The following is a 19,074-nucleotide window of genomic DNA, read 5'->3' on the forward strand; positions in this document are numbered from 1 at the left end:
GCCACGCTGCGCGCTCGCGGCGTGGCTCAATTCAGTTCATGCAGATATCAGGCGCTGACCTGTACTTCGCTTATCAGGCTCAGCACCTGCTCGGCATGTTCCTTCCGGCAGATGAGCAGGTCGGGCAGATACACATCTTCCTGATTGTATATCAGCGGACTGCCATCGATGCGCGAGCAGTGCAGGCCGTGCGCCTGCGCCACCGCGACCGGGGCCATGCTGTCCCATTCATATTGGCCGCCGGAATGGAGGTATATGTCTGCCTGACCCAGGATCACGGCCATCGCCTTGGCGCCTGCCGATCCCATCGGCACCAGCTCAGCGTCGAGCCGTTCGGCGACCGCCACCGCTTCCTTGGCGGGGCGGGTGCGCGACACGACCATGCGCAGCTTTTCGGGCGCGGGCGGCAGCGGGCGCGGCTGATCGGACCGCAACACGGTGCCGCCTCCGCTGCCGGTGAGGTCGAGGCCCGGTAGCGCGACCGCGCCCAGCACGGCCTCGCCATCGACAGCCATGCCGACATGAACCGCCCAGTCGGACCGCTCTTCGCCATATTCACGGGTGCCATCGACCGGATCGACGATCCAGACGCGGCTCTTGGCGAGCCGTTCGGGATTGTCCTTCTCCTCCTCCGACAGGAGGCCATCTTCGGGACGGACCTCCCGCAGGGCGTGGACGAGGAACTGGTTGGCGGTCTGGTCGCCCGCCTTGCCCAGCGCCTTGGGGCTGAACAGCCCCGAGGCCCGCACGTTGATCAGGATCCGTCCCGCGACCTCGGCGAGGTGCGCGGCGAGATCGCCATCGCTCATCGGCTCGCTCATGGGATCAGCCTCGCGATGATGAGGTCAGCGGCCTGGTCTGCCGTCAGCGACGTGGTGTCGATGCGGATTTCCGGGTCCTCTGGCGGTTCATAAGGGCTGTCGATGCCGGTGAAGTTCTTGAGCTCACCAGACCGCGCCTTCTTGTAGAGACCCTTGACGTCGCGCGCCTCTGCTTCGGCGAGTGGCGTGTCGATATGCACTTCGACGAACTCGCCAGGCTGCATCATTTGCCGCACCATTTCGCGCTCCGAACGGAAGGGCGAGATGAAGGCGGTGATGACGATCAGACCCGCGTCGGTCATGAGCTTTGCAACCTCGCCAACGCGGCGGATATTTTCCACGCGGTCGGCATCGGTGAAGCCAAGGTCCTTGTTGAGGCCATGGCGGACATTGTCACCGTCGAGCAGGAAGGTGTGGCGGTTCATCCGCGCCAGCTTCTTTTCGACAAGGTTGGCGATGGTCGATTTGCCAGCGCCCGACAGACCCGTGAACCACAGCACCGCAGGCTTCTGGTTCTTGAGGCCCGCATGGAATTCGCGGGTGACGTCGGTCGCCTGCCAGTGGACATTCTGCGCCCGCCGCAGCGAGAAGTGCAGCATGCCTGCGGCCACGGTGGCATTGGTGATCTTGTCGATCAGGATGAAGCCGCCGAGCGTCCGGTTCTGCTCATAAGGCTCGAACACGATCTGCTTGTCGGTCGACAGGTTCGCGACACCGATGGCGTTCAGGTCCAGCGTCTTGGCCGCCAGATGCTCCATCGTGTTGACGTTCACCTGATATTTGGGTTGCTGCACCGTCGCGGTGACGGTCTGCGTCCCCACCTTCAGCCAATAGGGACGGCCGGGCAGCATTTCCTCGTCCGCCATCCAGACGATGGTCGCTTCGAACTGGTCGGCGGCCTGCGGCGGATTGTCGGCAAGTGCGATGACATCACCGCGAGAGCAATCGATCTCATCGGCAAAGCAGATGGTCACGGACTGGCCCGCCACTGCTTCCTCAAGATCGCCATCCAGCGTGACGATGCGGGTGACGGTGCTGGTCTTGCCGGAAGGCAGCACGCGCACGGCGTCGCCCGGCTTCACCGTGCCGGTCGCGATCAGGCCGGAAAAGCCGCGGAAGTCGAGGTTCGGGCGGTTCACCCACTGCACCGGCATGCGGAAGGGCTTTTCCGCGTCGGTCGCGCTATTGACCTCGACAGTCTCCAGATGCGTGATGAGCGACGGACCTTTGTACCAGGGCGTGTTTTCCGACGGACCGGTGATATTGTCGCCCTTGAAGCCCGAAATCGGCATGGGCACGAAATGCTGGATGCCGATGGAGCGCGCGAACTCGGTATAGTCCTTTACGATGCCGTCGAAGACCGCCTGGTCATAATCGACCAGATCCATCTTGTTGACCGCCAGCACGATATTCCGGATGCCGATCAGGTGCGCCAGATAGCTGTGACGCTTGGTCTGCGTCAGCACGCCCTTGCGCGCGTCGATCAGGATGACGGCGAGGTCCGCGGTCGATGCGCCCGTCACCATGTTGCGCGTATATTGTTCGTGGCCGGGGGTGTCAGCGACGATGAACTTGCGCTTTTCGGTGGCGAAGAAGCGATAGGCGACGTCGATCGTGATGCCCTGTTCCCGCTCGGCGGCGAGGCCGTCGACCAGAAGGGCGAAGTCGATCTCCTGACCCTGCGTGCCCACGCGCTTGCTGTCCGCCTCCAGCGCTGCCAGCTGATCCTCGAAGATCATCTTGCTGTCATAAAGCAGACGGCCGATCAGCGTGGACTTGCCATCGTCCACCGACCCGCAGGTGATGAAACGCAGCATGGTCTTGTGCTCATGCACCTTCAGATATTCGTCGATATCCTCGGCAATGAGGGCGTCGGTCTTGTAAATGGGTTCGTCGAGAGTGTCGGTCATGTCATCTGTCCCGTCATCCCAGTGCAAGCTGGGATCTCGTTGATCTGGTTAAGAGGGTTCACGCGGAGCCGCAGAGACGCAGAGAGGCCGCGCACGCGGCGAAGCCGCATTGTCGGACAAGTCGCAGCATCAGGCGGCACCATGGTCAAAAGGAGAAAGCCTGCGGCTTGATGCAGCCCCTCCGCGTTTTCGCGTCTCCGCGTGAGCAAAGATGGGCGCACCGCCGCCATCAGAAGTAGCCTTCCTGCTTCTTCTTCTCCATGCCCGCGCCGCCCGCGTCCTTGTCGATGGCGCGGCCCTGGCGTTCGGATGTGGTGGTCAGCAGCGTTTCCTGAATGACTTCCGGCAGCGTCTGCGCGTTGCTCTCCACCGCGCCGGTCAGCGGATAGCAGCCGAGCGTCCGGAAGCGGATCGAGCGCATCACCGGCTCTTCGCCCGGCTTCAGCGGGAAGCGCTCGTCATCCACCATCAGCAGCATGCCGTCGCGCTCGACCGTGGGCCGTTCCTGTGCGAAGTAAAGGGGCACGATCGGCACATTGTTGAGGTGGATATATTGCCAGATATCCAGCTCGGTCCAGTTGCTGATCGGGAAGACGCGGATGCTCTCACCCTTGTTCTTCTTGGCGTTGTAGAGGTTCCACAATTCGGGACGCTGGTTCTTCGGGTCCCAGCCGTGCGAAGCAGTGCGGAAGGAGAAGATGCGCTCCTTGGCGCGGCTCTTTTCCTCGTCGCGGCGCGCGCCGCCGAAAGCTGCGTCGAAGCCATAGAGGTCGAGCGCCTGCTTCAGACCTTCGGTCTTCCACATGTCGGTGTGCAGCGGGCCGTGGTCGAACGGGTTGATCCCCCGCTCCTTCGCCTCGGGATTTTGATAGACCAGCAGTTCCATGCCGCTCTCCCGCGCCATGCGGTCGCGCAGGTCGTACATCGCCTTGAACTTCCAGGTCGTGTCGACGTGGAGCAAGGGAAATGGCGGCGGCGAAGGATAAAATGCCTTGCGGGCGAGGTGCAGCATCACGGCGCTGTCCTTGCCCACGGAATATAGCATGACCGGCTTTTCAGCCTCGGCCACAACCTCTCTCAAAATATGAATGCTCTCCGCTTCCAGGCGCGCCAGGTGGGTGAGCGTGCTATTGTCTGTCATCGTCTTTTCCAGCCTTTCGCCGATCCAGATGACAGAAGGTGCGAATCATCAAACCTCCCAAATGGGAGAGCTTCATTTTCTCTCGCGAAAGTCAGGCCCGGCGCGCTTTTGGCCCCAGGGATTGCAGATCCGCCTCGTAGCCCGAAATGATACGTTCCAATGTAATCCGGTAATCACCGAGGATCGCTGGCAACGGATCCCATTCATTCTCGTCTTCGGCGATCAATTGAGCGAGTCCCTCTCGCCGCATCATGCTGATCGCAGCGCCAATCACGACCTGGTTGACTTCGATATATGCGTTGACTGCCAAATTCGCAGGAAGGCCTCTGTTTTCCAGCATCATGAGCACCCTTGCAGAATAGTCGAACGAATGCTGCTCAGGTTCTTTGGCCATCAGGTTGGTGATGAGTTGAGGGAGTGATTGAAACAGCCGATAGGTAATCGTGGCATGCTCGCGCAATATTTCTTGCCAGCTCTGCCCTTCATCCTTGATCAGTGCCTGCCCGACAAGGCGCTGCGCCACGAGTTCAAGCAGATGCTCGCGGCCACGGACATAGCCATATAATGTTGCGACGCCGGTATTCAGCTTTTCAGCGACCAGACTCATTTCCAGCTTGGCGATGCCCACTTCGCAAGCGGCATCGACAATCGCTTCCAGCGTCAGTCTTCGGGGACGCCCTACCGTCCGTTTCGACTGCCTAGGCATGCCGCTCTCCAACTCCATTTCAGAGCGATTCTAACGCTCCTGCCGATATTGACAACGCTTCCCGTCGGCCCAGACCGAACCGGTTGATCTAAGGATAGATTATATCGATGGCTTCATCCCGCCGGTCTGGCGTGTCCGCACGCCATCGCACAGAACCGGTCGGCCGTTCAAGCCGCCGCCGCACCCGACCTTCATTACTGCCCTCATGAAATATGTTGACCGCGTCTTCCACCTGCCGGTCGCTGATGGTCATGCGGTCGCGCTGGCGCAGATAGTCGCCCCAAGTCGGACAGTGATAATGTTCCGTCCAAAGCGCAGGATCGGCGATGTCGCGCGCCACTGACCAGCCAAAGGCACCGCTACGCAGGCGAGCACTGCGCAGCTTCTGCACGGCCGCGTAGAAATCGCGAGCCTTGTCAATATCGACCCTGTAATCGATCTCCACGATGATCGGCCCACTTCGCGGCGTCAGCGCCAACCCGACCTGCGGTTGATGGGTGAGGATGCTTTCTTCCAGGCCGTCAGGCAGCGATGGGGCAAGTGGAATGATGAGGCCCAGCAGCGCGCTCAACATCATAGCCGCTCCCGACAACATCATCGCTTCACCAGTGCCGAATGCACTGGCGACCGATCCCCAAACCCACGCCCCCAGCGCGAGCCCGCCCGTCAATGCCGAGCCGTAGCAGGCAAGCGCGCGCGCCGTGACCCAGCGAGGTGCAGACATTTGAACCGCGACGTTGAACTGCGCGACCAGGATCATCCAGGCTGCTCCGGCGATCATCAATGCCGTGCAGGTGAGAAGCGTATTGCCGCTGACTCCCGCTAGAAGGATCATGGCGCCGAGCAGCAGGGACAGAGACCTGGCAGCCTTTTCCGGCCGCAATCTTTGACGGACAAAATCAAGTCCGGCAGCCCCCAACACAGCGCCTACGCCATAGGCACCCAGCAGCAATCCATAGGTGCTCGCCGTGCCCTGCAGCAGATCCTTTGCGATGAGCGGCGTCAGAGCGGACACGGATGCCCCGGCAAGCCCCACGACATGGGTGCGGATGAGCACCACGCGGATGGAGGGTGCGTGAAGTGCGTAGCGGACGCCCGATATGATCGCCCGGTCGATCCGCTCCGGCGGCAAGCGCGAAGGCTTATGCTCTCGCTGCCAAAGCAGGAAGGCGATGATCAAGGGGAGGTAGAAGACGGCATTGGCCGCGAAGGCGGCCATCGCTCCAAAGGCAGCCACGATGATGCCGCCGATCGCCGGACCGAAGCTGCGGGCAACATTGTAGCTGATCGTTCCCAGGGCAATGGCTGCAGGAAGATGTTCGCCGCTCACCTGCTCGCCGATCGATGCCTGCCATGCAGGCCCGAACAGAGCGACCCCTGCCCCGATCAGAAAACAGAAGAGCAGCAATGTCCAAGGAGAGAGCAACCCGGCGCCCGCAAGCAGCGTTAGTCCCACGGCCATCAAGGACGCGAATATGAGCCCGGCCAGCGCCACCTTGCGCCGGTCGAACATATCCGCGATCGCCCCAGCGGGGAGCGCCACCAGCATCAGGGGCAGCATGAGGGCGGTCTGCACCAGAGCCACCATTTGTGGCGATGAACTGAGCCGCGTCATCAGCCAGGCAGCACCGACGCCTTGGATCAACTGGCCGAAATTCGAAAAGAGGCTGGCAATCCAGATGGTGCGATAGGTCCGCTGCCGCAGTGGTTCCAGCAGGGTGAAGCGCCCTGCCGGGGTTGGCACTGGATCAGCCATGGTTCCGGCCTTGTCGCTCATCCCTATTCCCGTTTCCTGCCCTGAACCCGGTTCGCATGGCTGCTTGAACGAAATCGCGCTGACCGTCCTGGACTTTTCTAGCGCGGCGCGCGTCCTGCATCTTCGCTATCAGGTCCGGCGGAACTTGGGCGGGCGTTTTTCGAAGAAAGCGGCGAAGGCTTCCTGAGCTTCTTCCGACTCCAGCATCTGCTCGAAAAGCCGCGCCTCTTCGTCGATGCGACCAAGCAGCAGCGCCTGATCACCCTTTAGCAGACGCCGAGTGGCGGCCAAGGCCAAAGGCGGCTTTTGCATGAGAGCGGATGCCTTTGCGCGAGCATGCTCGATCAGTTCGCCGCCGTTTATGACAGCCGTTACCAAGCCCGCGCGATCTGCCGTTTCGGCATCCATCGGTTCGCCCAACAACAACATCGCCGCTGCCTTCGCATAGCCCAGGATGGCAGGCGCTAGCAGGCTTGAGCCTGCTTCCGGCACGATGCCGAGATTGACGAAAGGCATGATGAAACGAGCGTCGGGCGCTGCATAGACAAGGTCGCAGTGGAACAGCATCGTCGTGCCCACGCCCACCGCCAGTCCCTGGACGGCCGCGACCAGCGGCTTGTCGAAGCTTGCGATCGCGCGGATGAAGGCGAATGCCGCGGCGCCGCCCTGCGGACCTTGCGTGAAGTCTTTAAGGTCATTGCCCGCGCAGAAGGCGTCTCCCTTTCCCGCGATCAGGACCGCGCCGATATCCTTCCGCGCCGACGCATCGGCAAGGGCGGCTGTCATGCTGTTGTACATGGCCGCGGTCAGCGCATTCTTCTTGTCCGGGCGATCGATATGGATTTCCAGGACGCCGTCCCGTTCGATGATACCGATCTCGTCGCTCATGTCAGTCTCCATTTCCAGACTGTCCACTAATCGGCGAATTGGCCCGGCGTCTATTCTTTTCCCGCCAGACTGCCTACAGCCGCAGGGATGAGCCGTCTTCGGGAAATTGCCGACCCATTCCTCATGCTGCTGATTGCGATGGTGGCGCTTGCCTCCTTCATGCCCGCGCGGGGAGAGGGCGCGCATGTCGTCGGGATATTTGCGGACGCGGGTATCGTACTCCTGTTCTTCCTGCACGGCGCGAAGCTGTCACGTGACGCGATCTGGAACGGCGCGAAGGCGTGGAAGCTGCATCTGGCGACGCTGGGAACGACATTTGCGCTGTTCCCGCTGATCGGGCTGGCGACGCAGCAGGTGGAGGCGATCCCAGTTCAGATGCGGGCGGGATTGCTGTTCCTGACGCTGCTGCCATCGACGGTGCAGTCGTCGATCGCTTTCACGGCGATTGCCCGCGGGAATGTCGCGGCGGCGGTGGTGAGTGCGTCCTTTTCCAACCTTTTGGGCATCGTGCTGACGCCGTTGCTGGTGGCGCTGTTGATGCAGAAGGCGGCGGGAGGCGCAGGCAGTCTGATCTCCCTGTCGGCGATCGAGGGGATCGTGCTGCAATTGCTCCTGCCCTTCCTGCTCGGTCATCTGGCGCGGCCGTGGATTGGCGGCTTCGTGTCGCGGCACAAGGCTATGCTGGGACGGGTGGATCGGGGATCGATCCTGCTGATCGTCTACTCCGCATTCAGCGCGGCCGTGGTCGAGGGACTGTGGCACAAGGTTTCGCGTGGTGAATTGATGCTGATGGCGCTGTTGTCGATCGCTATTCTGGCAGTGGTGCTGCTGTTTACCTGGGGACTGGGAAAACTGCTGGGACTGTCGCGGGAAGATGCGGTGGTGTTGCAGTTTTGCGGGTCGAAGAAGAGTCTGGCGACGGGGGTGCCAATTGCGGGGGTTCTTTTTCCGGCAAGTGCGGTGGGACCGATATTATTGCCGGTCATGCTGTTCCATCAGATTCAGTTGATGGTTTGCGCGGGATTGGCGCGGCGGTATGGAAGTCGTGAAGGAAGTAGTGAATTAAAAGAGTTTTGAGGAGAACCCTCCCCCCGCCAACCGAGTTGTTGTACATATGTATAAATATGACGCGGTCATTATCGGGGGTGGGCATAACGGGCTGGTCTGCGCATTCTACCTGGCGCGGGCGGGGTACAAGGTGCGGATACTGGAGCGGCGCGGCATAATCGGCGGCGCTGCGGTGACGGAAGAGTTCCACCCCGGCTTCCGCAATTCCGTCGCGAGCTACACCGTCAGCTTGCTGCATCCCAAGGTGATCAAGGACATGGCGCTCGCCGATCACGGCTATCGCGTGATCGAGCGGCCGATCGCCAATTTCCTGCCGCTGCCCGACGGACGCTATCTGAAAGTGGGCGGCGGGCTGGAAAGGACGCAAGGAGAGTTCGCCAAGTTCAGCAAGAAGGATGCGGCCGCCCTTCCCCATTACCAGGCAACGCTGGAGAGGATCGCGGACGTGCTGCGCGGGCTGATGCTGGAGACGCCGCCCAATGCGGGCGACGGGCTGCCGATGCTGATCGCGGCCCTGTCGCAGGGCAAGCGGGTGGCGGCACTGCCGCTGGAGGCACGGCGCGACCTGCTGGACCTGTTCCTGAAATCCGCCCGCGCGTTCCTGGATGGCTGGTTCGAAAGCGATCCGGTCAAGGCGGTCTTCGCCTTCGACGCCGTGGTCGGCAACTACGCGTCCCCCGACACGCCCGGCAGTGCCTATGTCCTGCTGCACCATGTCATGGGACAGGTGAACGGCAAGAAGGGTGCGTGGGGCCATAGCGTCGGCGGCATGGGCGCGATCACGCAGGCGATGGCGCGGGTCGTAAGAGCGATGGGCGTCGAGATCAGCCTGGAAGCGCCGGTCGAGCATGTGCTGGTGGACGGCGGGCGCGCCGTGGGCGTGCGCCTGGAAAGCGGCGAAGAGGTCATGGGCGCGGCGGTGATCGCCAATGTCGGACCCAAGCTGTTGTACGAACAGATGATGAATCCCGCCGACCTGCCGCAAGACTTCCGCAAGCGCATGCGCAACTTTAAAGTGGGGTCGGGCAGTTTCCGCATGAATGTCGCCCTGTCGGCACTGCCCGATTTTTCCTGCCTGCCCGGCAAGGGCGAACATCTGGAAGCCGGGATCATCATCGCGCCGGACATGGACTATATGGACCGCGCCTTTTCGGACGCGAAGACAGACGGATGGTCTCGCGCGCCGATCGTCGAAATGCTGATCCCGTCGATCATCGACGACAACCTTGCCCCGCCGGGATGCCATGTCGCAAGCCTGTTCTGCCAGCAATTTGCGCCGCAATTGCCCTATGGACGAAGCTGGGACGATGCTGGGCAAGCAGCGGCGGACGATGTCATCGCCACGATCGATGCTTATGCGCCGGGCTTTGCCGCGTCGGTGATCGCGCGAGACATATTGTCGCCGCTCGACCTTGAGCGGAAGTTCGGCATGGTCGGCGGCGACATCATGCACGGCGCCATGACGCTGGACCAGTTGTGGGCGGCAAGGCCCGTGCTGGGCCAGGGCGCATATCGCGGACCTGTCGAGGGTCTTTACATGTGCGGCGCGGGCACGCATCCGGGCGGAGGCGTGAGCGGCGCGCCGGGACATAATGCGGCGCGCGCCGTGCTGAAGGACAAGGCGCTGGGTGGCCGGCTGTGGCAGCGGCGGAGCATTTGACGCGGCTTGAGGCGATCAGGAGTCGTCCGGGACGCCCGGGAATCACCGTGGCGGAGAGAGGATCGGAAGGTCCGAACGGGCCAGGAGCGCTCTTTAACCCCCGGATTAGGTCGAATCCGGCATGAAAATGTCGGTTAATCGGCAAAAACCCCTCTAGTTGCGGGCGATAAGACAGGTTAAGACCCGTCGTCCACGAAAGGGAGACGATCGATGAACAATACCGAACTCGCCGAAGCAGTTGCAGCCGAGCATGGCCTGACCAAGGCCGACGCCCGCAAATATGTGGACGGCGTGTTTGCCGCTATCGCTGGCGCCGCTGCCAAGGGTGACGAAGTTTCGCTGAGCGGCTTTGGGAAGTTCAAGGTCAAGGACCAGCCGGCTCGTGAAGGCCGCAATCCTTCGACTGGCGCGACCATCCAGATCGCAGCGTCGAAGAAGCTGACCTTCACCCCCGCCAAGGCGGTCAAGGATCAGCTGAACGGCTAATAGGCCAGGCACTCGTCCGGACAGGATGCGTGCCGGATATGTTACGATTGCATGACTTGCAATCGAACTGCCGATCTAAACAATTGTCAGGAGGGGGCCGCGGCGGCAAATGCCGCCCTGCCTTTCAGGCATCCTCTCCTAAAAACTCATTAGGCCGGTCCTTCGGGATCGGCCCTTTTTTTTGCCGTCTTCGGGAAAAGCGGGATCATTGTCCCGCCAATAGGGTTTAGCCGCGATAGACCGAACGGCACCGCGTAATGCTTCCGCTGTTCGATCCTGGGGGATGCTCGCCCAAGTTATTGCAGGCCGTAAACCATTCCGCGCAGCCGGAAATCAGAGGCGCTTCCCGTGCAGCAATGCATAGGATGATTACAGGCCCAATTCTAAGCTGAAGCATGTTCAATCACTATGCTTGCTTGCCGCGTCAACAATTCGGCGGGCCAAGATGAGCAGTCTTGTGAGGCGGCCATGGGCGCAAAACATCTGAATCGTCCATCATAGGGACAGATATCGTGAGACTAAAAGAGCAAAGCTTATTTACATTTGAATTGAAAGCGCGCAGAAGGTCGCCCCAGTTATTCGGTGTGGAGAAGCGTACCAATGTCTGAAGAATCGCAGCCCGACATCACGACGCTCACAGTTCAGCTTTTGAGTGCGTTTGTCTCCAACAATTCGGTTACGAGCGAAGGGCTGGCCGAGCTTATCCGTACGACGCGGATCGCCTTGACTGAAGATCCGGCGGCGGATGCTAACGAAGCGCAGGCGGCGACTTACACGCCCGCGGTTTCCGTCCGCAAAAGCCTGTCTTCGCCTGATCACATCCTGAGCATGATCGATGGCAAGCCTTACAAGACGCTGAAGCGTCATCTGGCGACGCATGGCCTGTCGCCCGATGAATATCGCGAGCGCTATAACCTGCCCAAATCCTACCCGCTGGTCGCGCCGAGCTATTCCGAAGCCCGCCGCGCGGTTGCCACGCGTCTGGGCCTTGGCCGCAAGCCTGCCGCCGCCAACGGTGGAGAGAAGGCCGCAGCACCCAAGCAGGCAGACGCCGCAAAGGCCGCTCCCAAGGCTGCAGCCGCAGACGCTGGCGACAAGGCTCCCGCGCGCAAGCCTGCCAAGCCCGCAAAGGCAGCGGCAAAGCCCGCCGCCAAGGCTTCGCCCGCTAAGGCTGCCGACGCGGCCGGTGGCGCAGAGCCCAAGGCCGCCAAGGCGCCGCGCAAGGCACGTGCCAAGGCAGCTCCGGCTCCGGCCGAAACCAACAGCTGAGATAGCGTCGTTCAAATCTTCCGGCATGTGCCTTTTAAGGTGCTGCCGGGAGGTTGAAAGAAATGGATATGAGGCGCGGTGCTGATGAGCATCGCGCCTTTTTTCTTGGCTATCGATGGTGGTGGGTCAGCGTTGTTCGAATTTTGGTAACGACGGGCTCGGCAGGCGCGGCGAGGAACTGGCATTAGAGCGTTTGCACGTGCCCCTTCTCCCCTCTGGGAAGAAGGATATGGAGCCTTGGCGGCGGAGCCGCTTAGGTGGAGTTGGATGAGGGGGAAGGAGCCGCATATCCTCTCTTCTTCGCTCCCCCCTCTCCAAGTTCGCCTAGCTGCTGGCGCAGCAAGGCTTCCTATCCTCTCCCCTGAAGGGGAGAGGAGAAGTGAGGTGCTCTGCCGTCATTCATGTTGCTCGTATAATTGAACATCATGATAAATATTGAGCAGTGCAATTTATTGCTGAAGGAACTTAGGCCTTTGGCTGAACTCAACCCAGTTCAAGTGATTTGTCCGCGACGATCGTGATGCCGACAATTATTCTCTTGGCTTGAAGACCTATGATCGCAGCTAATGCCGCAGTCCTGATCTGCTTTTCCGGGACTTAACTCTGCGTAGCGGTAACGTGCGCGGTGATATGGCCGACGCGATGGATCAGTTCGGCGGGATCGGTCAACTGGAGCCGACCCGCGCGCAGGACGACCTCACCACGGCGGCGTAATTGCTGAAGCGTGCGGTTGACATGGACCGGGGTGAGGCCGAGCGTGTCGGCAAGGGCGCTTTGCGTCAGGGGCCATGCGAAGCCGCCGTCGCTCACAAGACCGCACAGCGTCAGACGGTCACGCAGTTCCAGCATGAGATCGACCACCCGCTCTTCCGCGCTGAAGCGGCCCAGGCGCGTGATCTGTGCCAGCAGATAGGCTTCATCGAGCGCGTGGCTGACATGATAGGCTTCTTCGAGCGACGGGGAGCCGGGGGACGGAGCCGCGCAAACGGTCAGCGGGCTCAGCGCCACGATGCTCGATACCGACAAGGGGCGGCTGTGGCGGCAATTGCCGATGAGATCCCCGGGCAGCAGGAGGCTCATGATCTGCCGCCGCCCATCGGTGAGGAAGCGGACGCGAGCGGCCCAGCCGCTAAGGATCAGCAGCGGATTGGCGATCGGCGCTCCTTCGGCGAGCAGTTCGCGCGCAGGCCTGAGCGCGCGGCTGCGCAGGGCGGCATCGGCAAGGGCAGCTCGCGCGGACGGATCGAGTGGAGCCAGCGCGGCCAGCCTGCGGATCGCCGGATGCGCCGGGTCGGCAAGGCGGGAGAAGGCGGTCATGTCTGATCGGCCGGACTGAGGGCCGTCAATTCATTGATCAACTGCGCCATTGCAAACGGCTTCCCGAGCCGGGGCACCTCCCGATAGGCGGGCGGGAGAGCCCATTCGTCATAGCCGGTCAGAAAGGCGAAGGGCACCGAGCGGTCGCGCAGCCTGTTTGCCAGCGGATAGCTGTGTTCGCCGTCCAGATTGACGTCCAGGAGGGCGAGGTCGATATCTTCCTCGGCCAGTATTTGCGCGGCCTCCATCGTTCCCGCCGGGCCGACGACGATCGCTCCTGCTTCGGTAAGCGCCCGCTTGAGATCGGTAGCGATCAGATATTCATCCTCGATGATGAGGATGCGCTTGCCAGTGAGACCTTCGGTCATCGGCCGTCCTCCTCTTCCAGGATGGGGAAGCCGCTGTCATCGTCATGGATGACGAGCGGCATGGTGATGCGGCAGCAAATGCCGCCGCCTGAAAATTGCGGACTGGTGGTGCCCCCGAACCGGCGGGGCAAAGCTTCCTCGATCAATTCCCGTCCGAACCCTTCTAGCGCTGGTCTGACCGGAACTGCCGGTATTCCCCGTTCCCGCCATCTAAGATCGAGAATGGGATCGGCACTATCATCCATGTTAACAAGCCACGGAATATCCCGCCTTGGCGAAGAGTCAGCGCCGCAGATGCGCGGCAAGGGGCCGGGCAGGCCGCTTTCCGCCTGCAACGGATGAGCGCACCTTTCGGAAATGCCGGTCCGCATGCCGCTGACCTCCAATAACGCCCGCCGCCTTCCCTCCCCGAACGAGAAACACGGATAGTGCCTTAAGCTATGCGTGAGCAGAAGGGAAACAATGGGGAAGAGGATTGGCTCCCGCCCGTCGCGGCATAATCGACGGGTTAACCTAAAGCAGGGCCAGGCAGGTGAAGGGCTGATTTGTGCAGCGCAAAAATTTCGCTTGCAGCCTGGGATGATCGATGACAGCTTGATCCCAGTCGAAGCAGGGACGCTTCGACAAGAAGGCCGGGACCGCCAATGATGGTAGGGACCAGCCAAGATCCAGCAGGATCGATATCGGCAAGGACGCCGCCCGAACTGGTCAACAGGCCAGCTCAGGCGGCTTTTTTTGTTTCTGACGCGGACGCGAAGGCACGCTGCGAGCTTCCGGAGTCAGGCAAGCTACAGAGGGGGAAGAATGGGTGGATTGAAGATGTTGCTCGGGGCGTCCGCGTTGGCGGCGGTTGGAGCGCCAGCCCTGGCGCAGGATATGGTGCTCAAGCCCATCGTCGAAGCGCGGTTGCGTTACGAGACGGTTGATCAGGACGGCCCACTGCCGTTGACCAGCAGCCGGGACGCTGATGCCGTCACCATGCGCTTGCGGGCTGGCGGGGAATTGTCCAGGGGGCCCTTCGCCTTTCTGGCTGAAGGCGAAGGGACGCTGGCGATTGACGAGCATTATAACAGCGGGGTGAACGGCAAGACACTCTACCCGCTGGTGCCCGACCCCCAGACCGTCGAGTTGAACCGGCTGCAACTGCAATATCGCACCAAGCCGTTGGTCGTGACGCTTGGCCGCCAGCGCATCAACCTCGATGACCAGCGCTTCGTAGGCTCTGTCGCATGGCGCCAGAATGAGCAGACATTCGATGCCCTGCGTGTCGAATATATGGGGATAAAGAACCTGAAGGTCGACATGACCTATGCCATAGCCGCGAGAACCATCTGGGGCATCGACGGGGGCAAGTTCGGGGCGGCCAACCGGCCTACCGAAATTGAGGGCGACGATGTCTTCCTGAACGTCTCCTACAAAACGAAGTTCGGAACGCTGACCGGGTTCGCCTATCTTATCGATGAAGATGAGCCCGTGGCGGCGCTGCTGCGCAACAGCAGCCAGACCTATGGCGCGCGCTTTACAGGAGCGGTGCCCATCGCGCCGAGGGTGAAGCTCAACTATCTAGCCAGCTACGCGCGGCAGAGCGATTATAGCAAGAACCCGGTAGACTATAAGGTCGACTATTTCGCGGCAGAACTGGCGGTGGACGTCGCTTCATTCCGGCTGACCGGCGGATATGAACTGCTGGGTGCCGACGGCGGGGCAACGGGAGTAGCGGGCGGTTTCGCCTTTCAGACGCCCTTTGCGACCCTGCACAAGTTCAACGGATGGGCCGATAAATTCCTGACCACTCCGGGAAGCGGCATTCAGGACTATTATGGCGGGATCGCCTATACCGTGCCGAAGATCGGGACATCAGGACCGCTGGTCGCATCGTTCATCTACCATCATTTCAGCAGTGACCGGTTTTCGATCCATTATGGCGACGAATATAATGCGCAGCTTGCGTTGAAGATCGACAAGCATCTCAGCGCACTCGTCAAATATGCAGATTATCAGAGGAAGGGGATCAGCAGCTTTGCCGGTGATGCTGACACCAGGAAGTTCTGGGCACAGCTGGATTATGCCCTCTGAACAGCTTGCATATGCAGGGCGGCCCGGTGAAATTCACCGGGCCGCCCATGGCCATGATCAGAAGCTGACCTTGACGTCACCGCCAAACGTGCGCGGCTTCTTGTAGGAGCCCGCGCCGAAGCCGAGCCCGCCGAAATCGATGCCGAAATCAAGGTTGCGTTGATTGGTCAGGTTTGCGCCCCAGAGACCAACATCGATTTTGGCGTTTCCGGCCTGAATATCAGACAGCGAGATGCGAGCGCTCAGATCATAGTCGGGCCGCGAGCTGACTTCGCGGTTGAAGGGATTGACCCGGTCGAGCGCAAAGAAATAGATGCGGCTGCGATAGGCAAGGTCGCTGCGCAGCATCAACGTGCCGATGCCCACATCTACCGAATATTGGCCGCCGATGCGCGCGTTCCACTTGGGCGTTTGCGACAAGTGCGCTTCATCCCCCACGTTGATCAGCTGGTTGAACGTCGGGGATGTGAAGTCCGGATCGCGGTACAGATATTCCTTGAAATCCGGGTGGACATAGCCGACCGAACCGTCGATTTGCAGCCCGGCGAAGGGAATGGCCGTCGCTTCCGCCTCGAACCCGCGGAACCGCGCTGAACCAGCATTTGAAACGACCGATGTGGCGCCGCCGCTTCCGCTCTGGAACTGCTGAATCTGCAGGTTGGAATAATCGGTTTGGTAGACGGACAGGTTGAGCCTGAGATGACGGTCGAACAGTTCCGACTTCAGGCCAAGTTCGTAGGCCGTCACCTTTTCCGGCTTGTAGGTCGTCAACTGTCCTTGAGGGTTTTGCGGATCGATGCCGCCCGAACGATACCCGGTCGATACGCGCGCATAAGCCATGATATCCGGCGTGAAGCGATAGTTGACCGAACCCAGCCAGGAAATATTGTCATTGTTGACCACAGTGGCCGCGGTCAACGTAGGCAGGTCCGTGCGCTGCAACGTCTTGCGATCCTGCGTGTAGCGTGCGCCACCCGTGATTTCGAGCTTGCCGTCGAGCGCCGAGGGTTTCCAGCTCGCCTGACCGAATATGGCGGCGGACTCCGAGGTCGCCCGGAAGCCCAGGGTGGGCGTCAGGTTGATGCCGATGAGGCCGCCGGGCGTGAGTTGCGGGTTGGCCAGGATGTTGGCCGCCGTCGTCGCAGGAACACCGAAGGCTTCCAGGAAGGCCGTGGGCGCGACAAGCGTCAGTGCCTGGCGGTTGTTCTGCGACGCCTTTTCGTAGAAATAATAGACGCCTGCCACATAATTCAGGTCGCCCGATGAGCCGAGCGCCTGAAATTCCTGGCTGAATTGCCATTGTTTCTGCGGCGCGTTGTTGCCGTTGTAGAGGCCGACATCGGCCACGGTCACGCCGGTCGGCGAGGCAGGGTCGAAATCGACGACCGGCCCACGCAGATAGCCGTTGCCATCAAGCGTCAGGATGGTGTCCTGCCAGAAGCGGCGGTAACCGGTGATCGACTTCAGCGTCAGTTCGTCGATCGGTTCATAGGCTATGGTAAGCGAATGGCCGTAAATGCGCGACTTGGCACCATAGCGCAGATTGCCAAAGCGATCGACGAAGCCGTCCTGCAGCCCCGGATTGATGCGGTCCGGGCTGATGAGAAATGGATCGCCTCCGAAATTGGGGGACTGGCTGAAATAATTGAAGACGCTCGGCGTTGCGGCCAGCAACTGGAAATAGGGCGCGGTGCCAGACCGGTAGTTGAAGTCGAAATTGTAATTAACCGTCACATTGCCGAGGTCGGCTTCGACGCCTGCATATATAGCATCGCTGCGCAGTGCGCCGGGATCACGGCTGTCCGGGGTGTAAAGATTGTCGATATAACCGTCACGTTCACGATGCATGGCTGCGAGCGAAATCTTGATCGGCGACCCGCCGATGAAGCCGGTATCGACACGGCCACGGACAAACCAGTCGTCATAGCTAGCATAGCCGGCCTTTGCTTCCAGATGCATCTCATCTGTTGGCTTTTTGGTGACAAGCTGGATAGCACCGCCGATCGTGTTGCGGCCGAACAATGTGCCCTGAGGGCCGCGCAACACTTCGATCCGCTCCAGATCGACAAGGTCGAAGATCGCGCCCGCCGCGCGCGCAATATAGACGCCGTCCAGATAGACGCCCACCGCCTGATCGGTCGCCGCGTCAGGCTGCTGATTGCCGACGCCACGGATGAACAACGAAACGGCCGTCAGGCTGGTTGATTGTTGCAGAAGCGAAAGGTTGGGCGTGAAGCGCGGGACGCTTGTGACGTCGAGCACATTCTGCTGCTCCAGGAATTCGCCGGATAGAGCCGTGACCGAAACCGGGACCGTTTGCAGTCTTTCCTGGGTGCGACGCGCCGTAACGATGATGTCGGAAAGCCCGGTCCCATTTGGCTGCGCCTGGGCTTCCGCGCCCTGATTACCAGGAGCTGTCGTTTCCTGAGCAAGAGCCGGTGAAGCCAGCACCATCGCCAGCACGCCGGATATAAATGATCGATTGATACCGCCCATTTCCTCATCCTCCCTGTCATGACACGCTATTTTATAGCTTTTTTGCCCTGCACATCGGCAGGCCAGGTCTGATTATGGTTGCAGATTCGTACCAAATGCGGTTTTCGTCAACTATCTTCGTGGGTGATGCCGATTATTTCCCTGGGTGTGACAACTAGGCCCATCTGATCTCTTCAATGCCGTCTGTGGATAACGCGGTCGGCAAAGCGGCTGATCGCGTCCTTTTTCACGGAAAGCTGGCTGATGTCCGATCCTTCCGCGACATAGCTCTCCATTTCCCAGGGCGTCGGCATCCACGGGATCACGACCATATCGTTGATCCCATGCCCTGCGAGCCGCTCTTCACTACTTTCGAGCAGTGGTTCGATGAGGGATATGACAGGCGAAAAACCAGATGCCGGCAATCCCATCTCTGTCCGAAGCGCCTGGAGATGTTGGACAATGGCGATCGTGTGGTCCACCGTGGCAGGCAATCCCAGCCAGCCGTCATTGGCCGCCGCGCGCCGCAGCGCTGGTGCTGACTTTCCTCCAACCCAGACAGGCACCGGGCCGGGAGGCAAGGGACGGAGCAGCACAGCGTCGAACTGGAAGAATTCGCCGTCATGGCTGACCGTTTCGCCCGCCCACAGCCTGCGGCAAATCGCCAGTATTTCGTCCAGGCGCCGACCACGAGATTTGAAGTCGACACCCGCGGCGTCATATTCTTCCTTCAGCCAGCCGGCGGATACGCCGCAGATCACGCGGCCGGACGTGTAGGCGGACGCGGTGGCGACCGCACGGGCGACCGTGAATGGGTCGCGTAGAGCGGCCAGATAGATGTTCGTCGCCAGCCTCAACTCGCACGTTTCAGCCCCCAGCAGCGTCAGCGTGATCCAGGGGTCGGGCCATGGCGCATCCATGGGCCAGAAGATCTCCCCGGACTCGGTATAAGGATATGGCGTCTTGATCGAGGCTGGCATGATCAGATGATCGGCATAGGTAACACCGTGAAATCCGCAACTTTCCGCGTGCTGCGCCAGTGCGATCATCTGATCAAGCTCAGGCACCGCCATCATCGATAGCCAGAAACGCATGCTTGCCTCCCCTTAAGTCAACAAAGCTTCGCCTGCCCT

General features: G+C 60.9%; 16 protein-coding genes. 5 read left to right on the plus strand and 11 right to left on the minus strand.

What is annotated here, in order from left to right; all coding sequences use genetic code 11:
* Positions 1 to 47 precede the first annotated feature (47 nt).
* The 6 genes from ACYU8T_RS14400 to ACYU8T_RS14425 form a co-directional block, all read right to left on the minus strand.
* Positions 48 to 821: a 3'(2'),5'-bisphosphate nucleotidase CysQ gene (locus ACYU8T_RS14400; protein WP_461160009.1), complete on the minus strand. Its 774-nt coding sequence runs from the start codon at positions 819 to 821 to the stop codon at positions 48 to 50.
* Positions 818 to 2,731: a sulfate adenylyltransferase subunit CysN gene (gene cysN / locus ACYU8T_RS14405; RefSeq protein WP_247233610.1), complete on the minus strand. Its 1,914-nt coding sequence runs from the start codon at positions 2,729 to 2,731 to the stop codon at positions 818 to 820. Before cysN ends, ACYU8T_RS14400 begins: the two co-directional genes overlap by 4 nt.
* Positions 2,732 to 2,960: 229 nt before the next feature.
* Positions 2,961 to 3,872 (minus strand): sulfate adenylyltransferase subunit CysD, encoded by a 912-nt coding sequence (gene cysD, locus ACYU8T_RS14410; protein ID WP_461160010.1) that lies wholly within the window; start codon positions 3,870 to 3,872, stop codon positions 2,961 to 2,963.
* A 91-nt stretch (positions 3,873 to 3,963) separates the two neighbouring features.
* Positions 3,964 to 4,596: a TetR/AcrR family transcriptional regulator C-terminal domain-containing protein gene (locus tag ACYU8T_RS14415; RefSeq protein WP_461160011.1), complete on the minus strand. Its 633-nt coding sequence runs from the start codon at positions 4,594 to 4,596 to the stop codon at positions 3,964 to 3,966.
* Positions 4,597 to 4,666: 70 nt separating this feature from the next.
* The gene (locus ACYU8T_RS14420; RefSeq protein ID WP_461160012.1) at positions 4,667 to 6,355 is read right to left on the minus strand and encodes an MFS transporter; all 1,689 of its coding nucleotides are present in this window, start codon (positions 6,353 to 6,355) and stop codon (positions 4,667 to 4,669) included.
* A 108-nt stretch (positions 6,356 to 6,463) separates the two neighbouring features.
* On the minus strand, positions 6,464 to 7,222 hold the full coding sequence (locus ACYU8T_RS14425; RefSeq protein WP_461160013.1) for an enoyl-CoA hydratase: 759 nt from the start codon (positions 7,220 to 7,222) through the stop codon (positions 6,464 to 6,466).
* An 87-nt stretch (positions 7,223 to 7,309) separates the two neighbouring features.
* Between ACYU8T_RS14425 and ACYU8T_RS14430 the strand changes: the two genes are divergently transcribed.
* The 4 genes from ACYU8T_RS14430 (at position 7,310) to ACYU8T_RS14445 (ending at position 11,705) form a co-directional block, all read left to right on the plus strand.
* Positions 7,310 to 8,299 (plus strand): bile acid:sodium symporter family protein, encoded by a 990-nt coding sequence (locus ACYU8T_RS14430; RefSeq protein WP_097093577.1) that lies wholly within the window; start codon positions 7,310 to 7,312, stop codon positions 8,297 to 8,299.
* 37 nt (positions 8,300 to 8,336) lie between these two features.
* A complete protein-coding gene (locus ACYU8T_RS14435) occupies positions 8,337 to 9,950 on the plus strand; it encodes a phytoene desaturase family protein (protein ID WP_461160014.1) in 1,614 nt (537 codons plus the stop codon).
* 210 nt (positions 9,951 to 10,160) lie between these two features.
* Positions 10,161 to 10,436: an HU family DNA-binding protein gene (locus ACYU8T_RS14440; protein ID WP_097093579.1), complete on the plus strand. Its 276-nt coding sequence runs from the start codon at positions 10,161 to 10,163 to the stop codon at positions 10,434 to 10,436.
* Positions 10,437 to 11,036: 600 nt separating this feature from the next.
* Positions 11,037 to 11,705 (plus strand): Ros/MucR family transcriptional regulator, encoded by a 669-nt coding sequence (locus tag ACYU8T_RS14445; RefSeq protein WP_097093580.1) that lies wholly within the window; start codon positions 11,037 to 11,039, stop codon positions 11,703 to 11,705.
* Positions 11,706 to 12,302: 597 nt separating this feature from the next.
* On the opposite strand, the gene ACYU8T_RS14450 is transcribed toward ACYU8T_RS14445, so the two are convergent.
* The 3 genes from ACYU8T_RS14450 to ACYU8T_RS14460 are packed head-to-tail and all read right to left on the minus strand — an operon-like array spanning position 12,303 to position 13,635.
* Positions 12,303 to 13,022 carry a Crp/Fnr family transcriptional regulator gene (locus ACYU8T_RS14450; protein WP_461160015.1) on the minus strand — a complete coding sequence of 240 codons (720 nt, stop codon included), beginning with the start codon at positions 13,020 to 13,022 and terminating at the stop codon, positions 12,303 to 12,305.
* Positions 13,019 to 13,390, minus strand: a complete 372-nt coding sequence (locus ACYU8T_RS14455; RefSeq protein WP_461160016.1) for a response regulator — start codon at positions 13,388 to 13,390, stop codon at positions 13,019 to 13,021. Before ACYU8T_RS14455 ends, ACYU8T_RS14450 begins: the two co-directional genes overlap by 4 nt.
* Positions 13,387 to 13,635 (minus strand): hypothetical protein, encoded by a 249-nt coding sequence (locus ACYU8T_RS14460; protein WP_461160017.1) that lies wholly within the window; start codon positions 13,633 to 13,635, stop codon positions 13,387 to 13,389. The genes ACYU8T_RS14455 and ACYU8T_RS14460 overlap by 4 nt, the downstream gene beginning before the upstream one ends.
* 559 nt (positions 13,636 to 14,194) lie before the next feature.
* Here ACYU8T_RS14460 and ACYU8T_RS14465 point away from each other — a divergent pair.
* On the plus strand, positions 14,195 to 15,466 hold the full coding sequence (locus ACYU8T_RS14465; RefSeq protein WP_461160018.1) for an alginate export family protein: 1,272 nt from the start codon (positions 14,195 to 14,197) through the stop codon (positions 15,464 to 15,466).
* Positions 15,467 to 15,523: 57 nt separating this feature from the next.
* Here the strand turns inward: ACYU8T_RS14465 and ACYU8T_RS14470 are convergent, their stop codons facing one another.
* Complete coding sequence (locus tag ACYU8T_RS14470) at positions 15,524 to 17,962, minus strand: TonB-dependent receptor (RefSeq protein ID WP_461160019.1); 2,439 nt, start codon at positions 17,960 to 17,962, stop codon at positions 15,524 to 15,526.
* Positions 17,963 to 18,135: 173 nt separating this feature from the next.
* Positions 18,136 to 19,035 carry a TIGR03619 family F420-dependent LLM class oxidoreductase gene (locus ACYU8T_RS14475; RefSeq protein ID WP_461160020.1) on the minus strand — a complete coding sequence of 300 codons (900 nt, stop codon included), beginning with the start codon at positions 19,033 to 19,035 and terminating at the stop codon, positions 18,136 to 18,138.
* Between the last annotated feature and the right edge of the window lie 39 nt (positions 19,036 to 19,074).

The organism is Sphingobium sp. TomMM35A, from assembly GCF_054771735.1.

Excerpts from the sequence above, each read along its gene's own strand:
- ACYU8T_RS14400 (WP_461160009.1), bottom strand. The coding sequence starts at position 821 with ATGAGCGAGCCGATGAGCGATGGCGATCTCGCCGCGCACCTCGCCGAG.
- cysN (WP_247233610.1), bottom strand. The coding sequence starts at position 2,731 with ATGACCGACACTCTCGACGAACCCATTTACAAGACCGACGCCCTCATT.
- cysD (WP_461160010.1), bottom strand. The coding sequence starts at position 3,872 with ATGACAGACAATAGCACGCTCACCCACCTGGCGCGCCTGGAAGCGGAG.
- ACYU8T_RS14415 (WP_461160011.1), bottom strand. The coding sequence starts at position 4,596 with ATGGAGTTGGAGAGCGGCATGCCTAGGCAGTCGAAACGGACGGTAGGG.
- ACYU8T_RS14420 (WP_461160012.1), bottom strand. The coding sequence starts at position 6,355 with ATGAGCGACAAGGCCGGAACCATGGCTGATCCAGTGCCAACCCCGGCA.
- ACYU8T_RS14425 (WP_461160013.1), bottom strand. The coding sequence starts at position 7,222 with ATGAGCGACGAGATCGGTATCATCGAACGGGACGGCGTCCTGGAAATC.
- ACYU8T_RS14430 (WP_097093577.1), top strand. The coding sequence starts at position 7,310 with ATGAGCCGTCTTCGGGAAATTGCCGACCCATTCCTCATGCTGCTGATT.
- ACYU8T_RS14435 (WP_461160014.1), top strand. The coding sequence starts at position 8,337 with ATGTATAAATATGACGCGGTCATTATCGGGGGTGGGCATAACGGGCTG.
- ACYU8T_RS14440 (WP_097093579.1), top strand. The coding sequence starts at position 10,161 with ATGAACAATACCGAACTCGCCGAAGCAGTTGCAGCCGAGCATGGCCTG.
- ACYU8T_RS14445 (WP_097093580.1), top strand. The coding sequence starts at position 11,037 with ATGTCTGAAGAATCGCAGCCCGACATCACGACGCTCACAGTTCAGCTT.
- ACYU8T_RS14450 (WP_461160015.1), bottom strand. The coding sequence starts at position 13,022 with ATGACCGCCTTCTCCCGCCTTGCCGACCCGGCGCATCCGGCGATCCGC.
- ACYU8T_RS14455 (WP_461160016.1), bottom strand. The coding sequence starts at position 13,390 with ATGACCGAAGGTCTCACTGGCAAGCGCATCCTCATCATCGAGGATGAA.
- ACYU8T_RS14460 (WP_461160017.1), bottom strand. The coding sequence starts at position 13,635 with ATGGATGATAGTGCCGATCCCATTCTCGATCTTAGATGGCGGGAACGG.
- ACYU8T_RS14465 (WP_461160018.1), top strand. The coding sequence starts at position 14,195 with ATGGGTGGATTGAAGATGTTGCTCGGGGCGTCCGCGTTGGCGGCGGTT.
- ACYU8T_RS14470 (WP_461160019.1), bottom strand. The coding sequence starts at position 17,962 with ATGGGCGGTATCAATCGATCATTTATATCCGGCGTGCTGGCGATGGTG.
- ACYU8T_RS14475 (WP_461160020.1), bottom strand. The coding sequence starts at position 19,035 with ATGCGTTTCTGGCTATCGATGATGGCGGTGCCTGAGCTTGATCAGATG.